The 14,893-nt window shown below is 33.4% G+C and carries 16 protein-coding genes and 2 pseudogenes; 2 read left to right on the top strand and 16 right to left on the bottom strand.

Annotation, left to right across the window (positions count from 1 at the left end; all coding sequences use genetic code 11):
• Nucleotides 1-40 precede the first annotated feature (40 nt).
• On the top strand, nucleotides 41-805 hold the full coding sequence (locus ACPWTF_RS06555; RefSeq protein ID WP_379796800.1) for a LytR/AlgR family response regulator transcription factor: 765 nt from the start codon (nucleotides 41-43) through the stop codon (nucleotides 803-805).
• Here the strand turns inward: ACPWTF_RS06555 and ACPWTF_RS06550 are convergent, their stop codons facing one another.
• From ACPWTF_RS06550 to ACPWTF_RS06535, 4 genes are read right to left on the bottom strand one after another with little or no spacing between them, the layout of a single operon-like run.
• Nucleotides 806-1,327, bottom strand: coding sequence for a hypothetical protein (locus ACPWTF_RS06550; RefSeq protein WP_427874886.1), 522 nt, complete (start codon nucleotides 1,325-1,327; stop codon nucleotides 806-808).
• A 23-nt stretch (nucleotides 1,328-1,350) separates the two neighbouring features.
• Nucleotides 1,351-2,376, bottom strand: a complete 1,026-nt coding sequence (locus tag ACPWTF_RS06545) for a COX15/CtaA family protein (protein ID WP_427874885.1) — start codon at nucleotides 2,374-2,376, stop codon at nucleotides 1,351-1,353.
• A 15-nt stretch (nucleotides 2,377-2,391) separates the two neighbouring features.
• Nucleotides 2,392-3,825 (bottom strand): CCA tRNA nucleotidyltransferase, encoded by a 1,434-nt coding sequence (locus ACPWTF_RS06540; RefSeq protein WP_427874884.1) that lies wholly within the window; start codon nucleotides 3,823-3,825, stop codon nucleotides 2,392-2,394.
• Nucleotides 3,826-3,839: 14 nt separating this feature from the next.
• Entirely contained in the window at nucleotides 3,840-4,214 is a 375-nt protein-coding gene (locus tag ACPWTF_RS06535; protein WP_427874883.1) for a GxxExxY protein, read from the bottom strand.
• A 481-nt stretch (nucleotides 4,215-4,695) separates the two neighbouring features.
• On the opposite strand from ACPWTF_RS06535, the gene yaaA reads away from it, so the two are divergent.
• The gene (gene yaaA, locus ACPWTF_RS06530) at nucleotides 4,696-5,454 is read left to right on the top strand and encodes a peroxide stress protein YaaA (protein ID WP_427874882.1); all 759 of its coding nucleotides are present in this window, start codon (nucleotides 4,696-4,698) and stop codon (nucleotides 5,452-5,454) included.
• A 182-nt stretch (nucleotides 5,455-5,636) separates the two neighbouring features.
• On the opposite strand, the pseudogene ACPWTF_RS06525 reads toward yaaA, so the two are convergent.
• The 12 genes and pseudogenes from ACPWTF_RS06525 to ACPWTF_RS06470 all read right to left on the bottom strand — a co-directional run bounded on the left by ACPWTF_RS06525 (nucleotide 5,637) and on the right by ACPWTF_RS06470 (nucleotide 14,891).
• A pseudogene (locus ACPWTF_RS06525) lies at nucleotides 5,637-7,224 on the bottom strand (MDR family MFS transporter).
• Nucleotides 7,225-7,229: 5 nt separating this feature from the next.
• Nucleotides 7,230-8,309, bottom strand: a complete 1,080-nt coding sequence (locus ACPWTF_RS06520) for an HlyD family secretion protein (protein ID WP_095929088.1) — start codon at nucleotides 8,307-8,309, stop codon at nucleotides 7,230-7,232.
• A 12-nt stretch (nucleotides 8,310-8,321) separates the two neighbouring features.
• A complete protein-coding gene (locus tag ACPWTF_RS06515) occupies nucleotides 8,322-9,641 on the bottom strand; it encodes a TolC family protein (RefSeq protein WP_427874881.1) in 1,320 nt (439 codons plus the stop codon).
• A pseudogene (locus tag ACPWTF_RS06510) lies at nucleotides 9,631-9,867 on the bottom strand (TetR/AcrR family transcriptional regulator); the annotation flags it as partial. The pseudogene ACPWTF_RS06510 and the gene ACPWTF_RS06515, both read right to left, overlap by 11 nt.
• A gap of 2 nt (nucleotides 9,868-9,869) precedes the next feature.
• Complete coding sequence (locus ACPWTF_RS06505) at nucleotides 9,870-10,244, bottom strand: TetR/AcrR family transcriptional regulator (RefSeq protein ID WP_427874880.1); 375 nt, start codon at nucleotides 10,242-10,244, stop codon at nucleotides 9,870-9,872.
• 204 nt (nucleotides 10,245-10,448) lie between these two features.
• Nucleotides 10,449-10,931, bottom strand: a complete 483-nt coding sequence (locus ACPWTF_RS06500; RefSeq protein WP_427874879.1) for a hypothetical protein — start codon at nucleotides 10,929-10,931, stop codon at nucleotides 10,449-10,451.
• 11 nt (nucleotides 10,932-10,942) lie between these two features.
• Entirely contained in the window at nucleotides 10,943-11,704 is a 762-nt protein-coding gene (trpA, locus tag ACPWTF_RS06495; protein ID WP_427874878.1) for a tryptophan synthase subunit alpha, read from the bottom strand.
• Between the two features lie 215 nt (nucleotides 11,705-11,919).
• Nucleotides 11,920-12,276 carry a hypothetical protein gene (locus ACPWTF_RS06490; protein ID WP_427874877.1) on the bottom strand — a complete coding sequence of 119 codons (357 nt, stop codon included), beginning with the start codon at nucleotides 12,274-12,276 and terminating at the stop codon, nucleotides 11,920-11,922.
• Between the two features lie 15 nt (nucleotides 12,277-12,291).
• A complete protein-coding gene (locus ACPWTF_RS06485; protein WP_427874876.1) occupies nucleotides 12,292-12,657 on the bottom strand; it encodes a carbon-nitrogen hydrolase family protein in 366 nt (121 codons plus the stop codon).
• 6 nt (nucleotides 12,658-12,663) lie between these two features.
• Nucleotides 12,664-12,984 (bottom strand): gamma-glutamylcyclotransferase family protein, encoded by a 321-nt coding sequence (locus ACPWTF_RS06480; protein WP_202006225.1) that lies wholly within the window; start codon nucleotides 12,982-12,984, stop codon nucleotides 12,664-12,666.
• 80 nt (nucleotides 12,985-13,064) lie between these two features.
• Entirely contained in the window at nucleotides 13,065-14,246 is a 1,182-nt protein-coding gene (gene trpB, locus ACPWTF_RS06475) for a tryptophan synthase subunit beta (protein ID WP_427874875.1), read from the bottom strand.
• Nucleotides 14,247-14,258: 12 nt separating this feature from the next.
• Complete coding sequence (locus ACPWTF_RS06470) at nucleotides 14,259-14,891, bottom strand: phosphoribosylanthranilate isomerase (protein WP_427874874.1); 633 nt, start codon at nucleotides 14,889-14,891, stop codon at nucleotides 14,259-14,261.
• Between the last annotated feature and the right edge of the window lie 2 nt (nucleotides 14,892-14,893).

Below are 14,893 nucleotides of genomic sequence, written 5' to 3'. Positions count from 1 at the left end.
CTTTGACTTCATAATTTTTTCAAATTTCACATTATAGGAAATGATCACATTAATTATAGAAGACGAAAAACCAGCTGCGAGATTGTTGCAAAGAAAACTTGAAAAGTTAGATGTAACCGTAGAAACAATGCTTCACTCTGTTGAAGAATCGGTTCATTGGTTTGAAAATAATCCACATCCAGATTTGATTTTTTTGGATATTCAACTGTCTGATGGTTTGTCATTTGAGATTTTTGAAAAAATAGACATCAAAAGCGCTATCATTTTTACAACGGCGTATGATGAGTACGCTTTAAAAGCTTTTAAATTAAATAGCATAGATTATCTTCTCAAACCTATTGATGAAGACGATCTAGAAACAGCGGTTTCAAAATATAAATCTCGCCTTCCAAAAACAGCAGAAACTTCAAATTTGCAATTGGACTTTGAGCAGATTCGACAGATGTTATCTAATCCTTTTGAAAAGACATACAAAAAGAGGTTTACGGTTAAAATTGGCCAACATTTAAAAGTCATTACTACAGAAGAAATAGAATGTTTTTTTAGTGAAAACAAAGGAACTTACATTCATACCTACGACAATCGCGATTATTTGATCGATTCGACTTTGGAGATTTTAGAACAAGAACTCGATAAGAAGGATTTCTTTCGCGTAAGCAGAAAATTTATTGTTCCGTTAAAAGCAATTAAAGAAATTCAGGTTTATACTAATTCTCGACTTAAAGTGATTCTTCCAACTTATAAGGAAGATGAGGTCATTGTAAGCCGAGAAAAAGTACAAGATTTTAAGACTTGGTTGGGATAATTAGTTGTCGATAGTCGACATAATTTCTATCGCTCCAAACTTCCAATCAGGATTTATTATTTGAGCGTCAGTAGGCTTTATAAAAGTTATTGACACAATTTTTTTTACTGCTTCATTGTTTGGAGTAATGCTGATATAATTTACAAGCTGATCATAAGGTTGATTTATATTACTAGCAATACTTCCTATTATCCCAATTTTAGATAAACAATCCGTTGTTGGAATGTCTTTTTTTAATGGAGAGTTTTCAATATTGTTTTGATAAAACGTATTAAGAATATATTTTTTGGTAGCAAAGATTAGAACTCCCGATTTAGAACCGAACTTTTGCTCAACTTCTTCAGCATTTCCCTTATAAATAAATGTCAACAGATCATTCTGATTGATATTTTTTAAGGTATTTTCTGCCTGATTCATATATCCAATACTTTTAGAATTCAAAATGACTAATGGATTATTTTTGGTTTGCCCAGAAACAAGGCAAGTAAAAAGAATTGTAAATAAAAAACAGACTTTTTTCATCAATATTTTTTATGAAAGTTAGCTTATTTGCTCAATCTATGCAATGTATACGTCATTGCACTCAAAAGGAAAAATGCCATAATTTGGTGAATTAATCCTAAAGCCAATGGCACGCTATATAATAAAGTGAAAACTCCCAATAAAAACTGAATAAAAACAAAAACGACTAAAGTTTTGATTCCGTTTGATTGAGTGTGAGTAAGCGTATATTTTTTGCTTTTGAAGAAAAGGAAAAGAATAATCGCAACTACTACATAAGCAAAAGTTCTGTGTACAAACTGAACACCGCTTTTTCCTTCAATTAAGTTTTTTACTAAAGAAGATTGCTCAATAAAAACCGATTCGTGAATAAATTCTCCATCGCTCATTAAAGGCCAGTGATTATGAATTAGTCCAGCATTTAGACCTGCTACAAATCCGCCGTAAATAATTTGGATTAATAAGGCAGCCAAAGCATAGCGAGCAATATTTCTAAGCGGTAAAATCTTGTTGATATTTCTTTCCGGATAAATTAAATCTAAGGCAACCCAAAGTGTGTATGCGAAAGTAATGAATGCAAAAGTTAAGTGTAAGGAAAGTCTGAAGTGGCTCACATCTGGATTGTCAATTAATCCGCTTCTTACCATAAACCAACCTAAAAATCCTTGAAAAGCTCCCATTGCCAAAAGAACGATACATTTTTTAATCGTATCTGTATCTAATTTCTTTTTGGCTAAAAAGTAAACAAATGGAACAAAGAAAACCAAACCAATAATGCGTCCAATAAAACGGTGAAACCATTCCCAGAAATAGATAAATTTATAATCAGCCAATTGAAAATCGTTATGAATGTTGATTTTCTGATACTCTGGAAATTTTTTATATTCGTCAAAAGCGGCTTGCCATTTAGCATCTGTTAAAGGCGGGAAGGTATCGGTTACCAAATGCCAGTCGGTCATAGATAAACCTGAATTGGTCAAACGGGTAATTCCTCCCACGACAACCATTAAAAACAATAAAACACAGCCTGATAGTAACCAAATGATTACTGATTTATTCTCTTTTTTCATTTTATTAAATAATACTTATTTCTCAACTTTTTTTAAGCCCAATTTCTCCGCTCTTTTAATTACAAAATCATAAGCAGCCTGATATTCATTTGGAATAATACCTTCTAAAATAGCCTCTTTCACCGCTTCTTTTAAAACTCCTATTTCGCGTGAAGGCTTCAAATCGAATATCTCCATAATTTCTTCTCCCGTAATTGGCGGTTGAAAATTACGTACATGATCGCGTTCTTCTACTTCAACGATCTTCTTGCGTACGAGTTCGAAATTTTTATGATATTTCTTGAATTTTGATGGATTTTTGGTTGTGATATCTGCCTCGCACAAAGTCATTAAATTTTCGACATCTTCACCAGCATCAAAAACCAAACGGCGAACCGCGCTATCCGTTACAATATCCTGAGCCAAAACAATCGGACGTGAACTCATAATAACCATTTTCTGAACGAATTTCATTTTATGGTTCAAAGGCATATGCAAACGTTCAAAGATTTTCTTAGCCATTTTTCCGCCCAAGAATTCGTGTCCGTGAAAAGTCCAGCCTTGTTTTTTAGTGAAACGTTTAGTGGGCGCTTTCCCAATATCATGCAATAAAGCTGACCAGCGTAACCAAACATCATCTGTGTTTGGACAAATATTGTCGACAACTTCCAGCGTATGGTAAAAATTGTTTTTATGTGTATGACCTTCAATTTCTTCAACCTGATTCAACGCGGTCAATTCAGGTAAGATTAGATCTAGAAGCCCTGTTTTGTATAAAAGTAAAAACCCTGTTGAAGGTTTATCCGTCATAAGAATTTTGTTTAATTCATCAACGATTCTTTCGCCAGAAATAATTTTAATGCGATCTGCATTTTTTGTGATCGCATTCAAAGAATTTTCTTCGATTTCAAAATTCAATTGAGTCGCAAAACGAATCGCACGAAGCATTCGCAAAGGATCATCAGAATAAGTAATATCTGGATCCAAAGGCGTTTTTATGGTTTTATTTTCTAAATCGGTTAAACCATCAAAAGGGTCTAAAAGATCTCCAAAATTGTTTTTATTTAAAGATAAAGCAAAAGCATTGATTGTAAAATCACGACGGTTTTGATCGTCCTGCAAAGTTCCGTTTTCCACAATCGGATTTCGGCTATCACGATTATATGATTCTTTTCGGGCACCAACAAATTCAATATCCGTATCTTCAAAACGAAGCATGGCAGTTCCGTAAGTTTTAAAAACCTGAACTTTTGGTTTATTCGGAAGTAAATCGGAAACTTTAAGCGCTAATTCGATGCCGCTTCCAACAGCAACTACATCAATATCTTTTTTAGAACCTCGATTTAAAAGCAAATCACGAACAAATCCTCCTATCACATAAGAGTCGATTTTTAATTCCTGAGAAGCTTTCGAAATAATATCGAAGATTTTGTTTTGTAAAGCAGTTTTGTAATTTGTTTGTATCGCCACGAATTCCTTAATTTTTATAAAATAATACGTTTGTGTTCAAGTGAGGTAGAATTAAAATTTGCCAAAATCGCTAAATTGTTTTTGGATACTTTTAAATAATTAAGACATTGCGAAATATATTTTGGATGCAGAAAATCACTTGATTTTATTTCAAGTATAATTTTATCAAACAAAACAAAATCAGCATAAAACTTGTGATCTAAAATTATGTCTTTATAATTTACTAAATATTCTTTTTCTCTTTCAAATGGAATATTTGCTTTCTTGAATTCGTATTCTAAAGCATCTTTATATACGATCTCAGAAAAGCCTCCACCTAAATTTCTATGAACATCAAATAAAATTCCCATTACCTGATAGCTTTCCTGCTGATACAATATTTTTGACATAGTCTAAATTTTTTCCGCCACGAATTCACGAATTTTTCTAATTAATTTTTTAAAAAGTTAATTCGTGAATTTGTGGCTATTATTTAGAATACAACTTTCAATTTTTGTATTGAAAATGTTTTTGGAATTTTATGGTTGCAAATTTACAACATAGAAAATGCCTTTTATAATCTACAGCCTAATTTTTTGAGTAAATTCACAATTTTTCAATTAAATTTTAAGAAATAAAAAACACTGGTGGCGAACTATACGAATTAATCTAAATTTTCCGCCACGAATTCACGAATTAATTTTAATCCATTTCGAATAAATTAGAGTAATGAATTACCCGAATTCATTCGAAATTAAACTCAAAGATTGTAAAAAATAAATTCGTGAATTCGTGGCATAAAAAAAAATATACGCTCATAGAACAAATCAATTACGATAATCTGTTTTTAGAAATGCAATTTGTATTTTTGAATCACAGAAAAATGCACACATGAAAATTGTTATATCTCCAGCGAAATCATTGAATTTCGAAAAAGAATTACCAACATCTCAATATACAGAACCTTCATTCTTAAAAGAAGCAAGAGTGGTTCATAAAGTAGTAAAAGAAAAAAAGCCTTCTGAATTATCAGAATTAATGTCTATCTCAGACAAACTAGCCGATTTAAACTGGAAGAGAAATCAGGAGTGGAAAACGCCTTTCACATCAGAAAATGCTCGTCCGGCAGTTTATACTTTCGATGGCGACGTTTATACAGGTTTAGATGCTTATACAATTCCGTTAGAAAAACTAGATGATTTACAAGATAAACTTCGAATTCTATCAGGTCTTTACGGTCTTTTGAAACCGCTTGATTTAATGCAGGCTTACCGTTTGGAAATGGGAACAAAAATGCCGGTTGGTGAATCTAAAAATCTGCATGAATTCTGGAAACCAACTGTGACTAAAGCTTTGAATAAAGAATTGAAAAAAGACGAATTGTTTGTGAATTTAGCGAGCAATGAATATTTTTCGGCGGTTGATGTAAAAGCTTTGAAAGTTCCTGTAATCACTCCAGATTTCAAGGATTATAAAGATGGAAAGCTAAAAATGATCAGTTTCTTTGCGAAAAAGGCCAGAGGTATGATGGTTCGTTATATTATCGATACAAACGCTGAAACTATTGACGATTTAAAAGGTTTCAATTACGATGGATATCAGTTTGATGCGAATCTTTCTAAAGGGAATCATTTAGTTTTTACAAGATGATTTTTTAAAGATACTAAGGTTCTGAGATGCTAAGATTCTAAGTTTTTTACCGAAAGGCGCAAAGTTTTAAGCGAAGTTCATGAACTGAATACTGCCACTGAAAACTGTGACTATTATAAAAAACAACGCCGAATTCAATTAAGAATTCGGCGTTTATGCGTATTATAAAATTATTATTATCATTAATGCATTGCGTCGGCTGCACTAATTTTGTTCTTCCCTTTTTTAATAAAGAGAATAATCGGTATGCAACATAAAAACATAATTCCTAAATAAAGGAAAATATCCATATAAGCCATTACAGTACTTTGCTTCATTACTGACATTTCAATAGCCTGATACGCTTTTTTCAAAGCAACATCTGCGCTATATCCTTTTGCCATGAATGCGTGCTGCATTCCTGCAATTCGCTGCTGTACTTCAAACTTGGCAGGATCTAGGTTATTAATTAAATCTACGCGGTGCGACTGGCTGAAACGTGTGATGAAAGTAGTAATGATCGCGATACCAAAAGACCCGCCTAACTGACGCATCATTCCTGTAAATGCTGCTCCTTCACCAATTTGTTTTCCTTTTAAAGTTGAAAGAGAAAGTGTTGTAATAGGTACGAAAAGTAGTCCTAAACCAATTCCTCTTAAAATTAAAGGCCAATACATATGTTCAACTCCTGTATCTGGTGTCATTCGGCTATACATCATAAAAGTAAAGAAGAAGAAAACTAAAAATCCTACTCCAACCATATAACCTTGCGGTACACCTTTCTGAATCATATTTCCCACAAATGGCATCATGATCGCCGTTGTAATAGATCCAGGAATCAATAATAATCCTGCATCAGTTGCGGTCAGATCCTAAAATAGACTGCGTGTAAATCGGAATGATTAATGTTGAACCATAAAGACCAAAACCAAGAATAAAACACATTATAGTTCCAATTCTAAGGTTACCATCTTTTAAAACGCTTAAGTTTACGATCGGATGTTTGTAGGTAAGCTCTCTCCAAATAAAAAGAACCAATCCTAAAACTGTCACAACACTTAAGGTTACAATAAGTGAATCGTTAAACCAGTCGTCTTGCTGTCCGTGCTCTAATACGAATTGTAAAGAACCAATAAAGGCACTCAACAGAATGATTCCCCACCAGTCAACCTGATTGGCTTTTAGTTTTTCTCCATATTTAGGACTTCTTACGAATGTTAAAGCCAAAATAGTTGCAATAATTCCCAACGGAATATTGATATAGAAAATATAAGGCCAAGAATAATTATCTACTAAATATCCTCCCAAAGGCGAGCTTAGAGTTGAACCAACAATTACACCCATACCGTAAATAGCCTGTGCCATTCCACGTTTTGCTACTGGGTAACTTTCTGTAATAATCGTTTGGGCTGTTACTAGTAAAGCTCCTCCACCCATACCTTGTACGAAACGGAAAGCTACAAGCTCCCAAATATTTGTGGCATTACCACACAAAAAAGAACAGACTGTAAATATTATAATGGAAGCCACAAAATAGTTACGTCTTCCAAATTGCTGCGATAGCCAGCTCGTCATCGGAATTACAATAACATTCGCAATAGCGTATGCTGTAATTACCCATGCCACATCGGTCAAGGTAGCACCAAGACTTCCGCGCATGTCAGTTAGCGCTACGTTTACAATCGTAGTATCTACAATTTCCAGCAGTGCACAAAGTACTGCTGTAATCGTAATGACAACACGTCTGAAACCGTATTCTACTAAATCGTCATCTTGTACTGCTGTTGCCATTTATTTTATTTCAAATGTACATCTACATCAACATTCATTCCTGGTCTTAAAAGTTTTACTTTCTCAGGATCGTTTGATTCATCTATACTAATTTTTACTGGTAATCTCTGAATTGTTTTTACGAAGTTTCCTGTTGCATTGTCAGGAGGTAATAATGAAAAACGAGATCCTGTAGCAGGAGAGAAAGAAGTTACGGTACCTTTAAACTCATAGTTTGGATACGCATCTACTTTTAAACTTACTTTTTGTCCCACAACCATTTTGTTTAATTGTGTTTCTTTAAAGTTTGCTACAACCCAAGCTTCGTTGTTGTTAATGATGTAGAATAAAGATTGTCCTGGCTGAACCAACTGTCCTGGCTGAATATCAACTTTAGAAACCTGACCATCAATTGCAGCAGTTACTACGGTATAAGAAAGGTTTAAGTGAGCCACATCTAGCATTGTTTTTGCTTTTTTGATGTTTGCTGCAGCAACTTCTGTTTGTTTGTCTGAAACTTTAGATTTTGACTGAATAACAGATTTTTGGTAAGAAGTAGCTTTTTGTTGTTGCTCTAAAACACGTACTTGGTTTTCTGCTTCTTCTTTTGCCGTTAAAGCTTGCTCATATTGTTGTTTTGTAATAGTATGAGTTTTGTACAAGTTGTTGTAACGGTTGTAATCGTTTGTAAGCTGTCTCAATCTAATTCTTGCACTTTCGATAGAACCGGTTGCAGATCTCATTTGAGCATCAGATACTGAGATGCTTGCATAAGCACTTCCGATATCAGCTTTTGCAGCTTCGTACTGACCTTCAGCACCTAATAAAGCTGCATTAGCTTCATCAATCTTTAATTGATAATCTCTCTTGTCAATAGTAAATAAAGTATCTCCTTTTTTTACATAATCATTATCTTTCACATAAACTTTGCTGATATATCCTGAAACTCTCGGGATAATCGGGTTCATTTTTTTCTCGATTTGAGCATCATCTGTTTCTTCGTGAGCTTGACCGTGTAGGTATTTAGATATTCCGTAAGTTCCGCCTCCTAAAATCAGAACTGCAAGTATGATGATGAATTTTTTATTTGTTTTTTTCTTTTCCATGAGAGCTATCGATTATATTTTAGAAAGATTGAATGATTGTGATAATTGTCCTGATACTGAAAGTAATTCGTAATATTTTTGAATAATGGTTGCTTTGGCTACAGCAGTGTTGATTTTGGCACTTAATTGTTCAACATCAGCTTCAACCAAATCATTGGTGTCAGCAAGACCGTTGTCAAATTTATCTTTTACCAATCGGTAATTTTCTGCAGCCTGTTGAAGCGCTTCTTCGTAAACCACACTTTGATTTATAGCCAAATCATAATCTTCAATAGATTTTTGAACTTCAACTTTAATGCGGTCTGTCATGATTGATTCTGTATTTTTTACTTCAAGAGCTTTACTTTCAGCCTCTCTTACGTGTGCACTGTTTTTTAGAATTCCAGATAAATCATAAGATAAACCTAAACCAAAATTCATTGCATATTTTACAGTAATAATATCTTTAAGATCTAGAGCAGTATAGCCTCCAAGTAATGAAAGCGTTGGGTAGTATCCTGCTTTTGCAATCTTAACACTTGCCTCAGAAGCTTTTTGTTGTAAACGAATTGCTTCTAAATCTTTTCTGTTTTCAAGAGCCATTGCATCTGTTGTAGGTGCACCAGTCGTTTTCAAATTGAAAAAATCATCCTCATTTACCTGTATTTTTACAGTTGGGTTTAATTTAAGCAATGTTGTCAAATAGAAATTGATGTTATTGATATTGTTATTAGCTTCATCGATTGATAATTGTGTTTTTGAAACTAACAATTGCGCTTTCAATAAATCATTTCTCGGAATAATTCCGTTTTTCTCCAACTCTGTAAAATCAGTAACACGTTGTTTAGCGCTTTTTTGATTTTCGTTTAGAGCATCTAAAGTTTTTTGTGCTTTGTATAAAGCGGTGTAATAAGTGATTACTCTTAAAGCAACATCTTCCTTTGTTTTTGCAGCGTTTGCAGTTTCAGCTTCATACATACTGTCGTAAGCATCAATACTGCTTTGTATTTTAAATCCTGCAAAAATTGGTAAACTTAAATTGGCCATACCAAGCATTGCTCGGTCTGGAGAAGCTAGAGAAGCACTTTGACCCTGATTTGGTAGATCAATAGAAGCCTTTGTAAGACGTTGATACTGACCAGATATTTTTAAATCAGGATATTGGTTATTCTTAACCGTCTGTAATTCGTATTTTTTTGTGTTTACCTTAGTGTTGGCAAGCGTAACTTCGTCACTCTTTTCCCATGCCATTTTCACGGCTTCGCCTAAGGTTAAACTTGTTTTTTCTTGTGCTTCTACTGAAGATATTCCAATAAAGAAAACTCCAAAGAGCATTAATTGACTAATTTTCATAAACAAGTAGCGCTTTTATAGTTTGTTGAATGTGCTTTGTAAGATCGTTTTTAATGTAATTGTTAAACATTTCTTCGGTTTTTAAATCAAATATTTCTTCGAAGAAAGAGCGATTCATGTGAAAGTGAAAAAAGGTTCCGATAATTGTTGGTGTAATGAGCTGGATATTTACATCTTTTCTAAAAACCCCCAGAGCCTGGCCTTGCTTAATAATGCTTTCAACCGATTTTAAATTTCCTTTTTTGAGCTCAGTAAAAGCCTGAAGGCTTTTTTCTCTCTTTTGTTGTAAAGTTCAAAATGTAAAACCCTGTAAATCCCTTTGTTAAGGCAAATTCTGTTGATGTAAATTTCGATTAATTTATTGACTTTTTCAAGAGGTTCTAGATCTTCTTGTAATAAATTTTCGAGTTGTAGTTTTAAATCAACGGTCTTGTGAAAAATAAGAGCTTCCAGTAATCTCTCTTTTGAACCAAAATAATAAGAGACCATAGCAATGTTAATTTTGGCCTCTTTGGAGATATCCCGTATCGATGTACCCTCAAATCCTTTCTCAGAAAATAGCCTTTCTGCAACATTAAGAATCTGAATTTTTTTATCGTTCAATTCGATGTGTGACATGGTATTGTTTCTAATCGGATGCAAAATTAAACACTTGTTTAATTTAAACACTTGTTTAATTTTATTTTAACACAATATTAACATAAAGCGTTTTCGATAATTTATGTTAAATCGGGCATTAATTAGTTAAAATAAAAAAGCTGAAACACCTTAGTATTTCAGCTTTTATCTAGTTTTTATGCTCTCAAATTATCTTTTGTAATTTCGATATGAGAGATAAAGAATAAAAAATCCGGCAATTAATCCAATATATAAAAGACTGCCTTCTTTCTGTTCGTATTCACTTTTATTAATTATAATCTTTCCATCTTTCTCAAGTTGAATTAGATTAATATTTATATTTTCATCTTTATTAGAATTTGCTTGATAGTAGACTTTAACCTTGTCTCCAATATTTACTTTTTGCAGTAAATCATTATAGTTTTGGGACATCCTGTAAACCCCTAAATCTTTATCTAGATTTTTTAAAGATATAAAAAAGACATCTGATTTTTGTCCTTTACTTCCATAATGAATATTAATCCCTTTGTCGATTATTATACTTTCAAACTTATCTTGCTTTGATAAGTCAATATTTCTTTTTTCGTAACCTATATAAGCTAAAAAGAAAAATAATATAGAAAATAATCCCGCAGTAATTGAGTTTATTAGCTGTTTAGTTTTCTTAGTCATGAAAGATGTATTTATCGAATCTCTCCAACAAATTCTTCAATTTTTCCGCTTCCTTTTTCACTCAAATGTTTGATAAAGGCACTTCCAATAATAGCGCCTTTTGCATACTTTGTTGCCTGATTAAAAGTTTCTTTATTCGAAATTCCGAAACCAACTATTTGAGGATTTTTTAAATTTAGATTAGCGATTCTTTCAAAATAGCTTTCTTGAACATCTCCAAAACCAGATTGAGATCCCGTAACACTTGCAGAACTTACCATGTAGATAAATCCGTTTGAAACGCTATCAATAAAACGAATACGTTCGTCTGAAGTTTGAGGCGTAATTAAGAAAACATTTATCAAACCATATTTTTCAAAAATCGCTTTGTATTCATCTGCATAAACATCAACTGGAAGATCTGGAATAATTAAACCGTCAATTCCGATTTCAGCACATTTCTGGCAAAAAGCTTCAACTCCGTATTGTAACATCGGATTAAAGTATCCCATCATAATCAACGGAATTTTTACGCTTTCGCGGATGTTCTTCAGTTGATCAAAAAGAATTTGCGTTGTCATTCCGTTATGAAGCGCTGTTGTCGAACTAGCCTGAATAGTCGGCCCGTCTGCCAAAGGATCACTAAAAGGGAGTCCAATTTCAATTAAATCCACTCCGTTTTTTTCTAAATCCTGAATAATCTGTACGGTATCATTTAAGTTCGGATATCCCGCAGAAAAATAGATCGAAAGGATCTTTTTATCTTCTTGTAATTTTTGAGTTATTCTGTTCATTTTTATATTTTTTCTCCTGCAAGGTTTTCAAAACCTTGTAGGTATGTTTATATTTTCTTTTTTGCCAAAGATTAAAAGCTTATTTCACGCAGATTTATATTGATTTAAGCTGATCTTCGCAGATTTTTTTAGATGCTTTTAATAAAATCTCTATTAATCTGCTAGATCTGAGAGAGAAAATCTTTTCTAATCTGTGAAATCTGTGGCAATATATTTTAAAATTTTATGATTTGGCTTTCCCAATCATTACCTTTTTTTTCAACCAACAACAATCCAGAATACGAATCATTCATTTGGGCGACTAATTCTCCTTTATTATTCCAAAAAGCACTTTGGCCTGCTGATGGCGATCCCCAAGATTCTCCGCTGAAATTCGACATCAAAACATTCATTTTATGTTTTTCAGCATAATTTTGCAAATGGCTGTACGCATTCGGAATTCCGTTTGGCGAAAAGAAAATACTTGCGATATAAATATCGGTATCATTTTTAGCTGCGTTTTCTGGATGTAGCGGATTGTCAATGTCAGCGCAAATTGCAAAAGAAATATTTTGATCCTCAATCGTTAACATAGGGTTGTAATCAAACTAAGAATCGAAAAAATCACCTTCGCCTTCATGTAAAAATTGTTTCGTATAAATAGAAACAGAATCATCTGGAGCTATAATAAATTCGCCAATAAATAGTTTTGAATCTATTCGAATTGGCGCTCCAGCTATAATGACAATGTTATTTCTAACCGACAATTCTTTTAAGTGATCAATTCTATAATCATCTTCTGTAAAAACTAAAGCTTCTGCATTTTCTCTTTCGTAACCCGTAATAGATAATTCAGGAAACGCAATTAAATTAGCGCCATTTTGAGCAGCCAATTCAATAAGATGATAATGATTTAGTAAATTAGAAGATATATCTCCACGTTTTGGTTTGGTCTGCGCAGCCGCTAAAATCATTTTATATTATTTATTTTCTGTATAAACCCAAGCTACTCTTCCTGATTGAAGTTTGACCTGAACTCTTTTGTATGAATTAGACTCGAATTGATCTACTTTTAACAATTCTTGATTAGAAACTTCAAAAGCAACACCGTGTATAATGTCTTCCAAGCTTTCACTTGGTACAGCCACAACATAATCTGCCATTCCAAACTCTTCTTCAATTTGTAAACTTTTAAGTTTGAAGCCCAGTATTTGATCTGGACTGCCGCTTAAAACTTTATTAAAAATCTGCATCTGAATTTGTTTCGATCTTAATGTTCCGTAGGAGAATAATAGTTCCATAATTATGATTTTCTCTTTATTTGTTAGCGTACAGACTCCCGATAACTTTCGGGATTTGAATGCCCAAATTACAATTTTTATTACAATTTAAAGTAATCTATATAATTATCTAAATCTTTATCGCCACGACCAGAAAGACTTACTACAACAACATCTGTAGGCTTGAATTTCTTCTGATCTAAAACTGCAAAAGCGTGTGCACTTTCAATTGCTGGAATAATTCCTTCTAATTTTGTTAATTGTAGACCGGCATTCATCGCATCATCATCGGTAACTGAGAAAAATTCTCCCCTTCCTGTTTGTGCTAAATGGGCGTGCAAAGGCCCAACCCCTGGATAATCTAGACCTGCAGAAATAGAATAAGGTTCTGTAATTTGCCCATCTGGAGTTTGCATTAAAAGTGTTTTACAACCATGAATAACACCAACTTTTCCTAGTTTACTAGTTGCGGCACTGTGTCCGCTGTCAACACCTTTTCCAGCAGCTTCAACCGCAATAATTCCAACTTGTGGTTCGTGTAAAAAGTGGTAATAAGTTCCTGCAGCGTTACTTCCTCCGCCAATACAAGCTACTACATAATCAGGATTTTCACGACCTTCTTTTTCTTTTAACTGCCATTTGATTTCCTCAGAAATAATGCTTTGAAAACGTGTTACCATGTCTGGATAAGGATGAGGCCCAATGGCAGATCCGATAATATAATGTGTATCTACAGGATTGTTAATCCAGTCACGAATGGCTTCGTTTGTAGCATCTTTTAAAGTTCTTGAACCTGAAAGCGCCGGACGAACTTCTGCGCCTAACATTTTCATACGCGCCACGTTTGGTGCCTGACGGGCGATGTCTATTTCGCCCATATAAACGATACATTCAATTCCCATTAAAGCACAAACTGTTGCTGTTGCTACACCGTGTTGCCCAGCTCCAGTTTCGGCAATAATTCTTTTTTTACCCAAACGTTTTGCTAGCAGGATTTGTCCAATTGTATTGTTTACTTTGTGAGCTCCAGTATGGTTTAAGTCTTCTCTTTTTAGATAAACTTTGGTATTGTATTTCTCAGATAGACGTTTTGCAAAATACAACGGACTAGGGCGTCCAACGTAATCTTTCAACAATTGGTTGAACTCTGCTTTAAAATCAGGTTCATCCATTATACTTAAGTATTTCAGACGTAGTTCTTCTACATTTGGATACAGCATTTCTGGGATGTAAGCACCACCAAATTCTCCGTAATATCCTTTTTCGTTAACGTTAAAACTCATTTTATTTAAATTTTAAAAGTTGGCAACATCAAATTTTCGTTTGAAGATGCTTAATAAATTTTTATTTTTCAGCCCTGGTTCGATTTCAAATTTACTATTTACATCGACAGCATAAATAGGTAATTTGGTTTTTGAAATTTCTTCAATAGCTTTTAATTCATTCATTCCAATTCCGCCACTTAAAAAGAAAGGCTTTTTCGAATTGTATTTTTTTAATATGCTCCAGTCGAAAGTTGTTCCATTTCCGCCTGGTAATTTTCCTTTGGTGTCAAATAGAAAATAATCGCAGACATTTTCAAAAGGTTTTATGATTTCAAAATCGAAATTCTCATCGGCCGAAAAGACTTTAATAATTTCAATTTTTTTTGGAAGTTTTTCTTTTAATACTGAGCAAAATTCAACTGATTCTTCCCCATGTAATTGAACTGCTTGTAAGTTGTATTTTTCGACTTTTTCCAGAATTTCTTCCTGACTTTGATTAACAAAAACGCCCACTTTTTTGATTGTTTTTATCAATTCGGGAACATTCTCATTGCAATATCTAGCGGATTTTTCCCAGAAAATAAATCCCATATAATCGGGTAGGAGTGCACCTACTTCGAGGATATTTTCTGGATATTTCATGCCGCATATTTTGAGTTTCATTT

Origin of the sequence: Flavobacterium sp. MMS24-S5 (genome assembly GCF_050320125.1) — a bacterium.
In the GTDB taxonomy this organism is placed as follows: Bacteria; Bacteroidota; Bacteroidia; order Flavobacteriales; family Flavobacteriaceae; genus Flavobacterium; species Flavobacterium tyrosinilyticum.
Note: the sequence above shows the minus strand (reverse complement) of the source record. Positions and strands in the feature narration are given on the sequence as shown.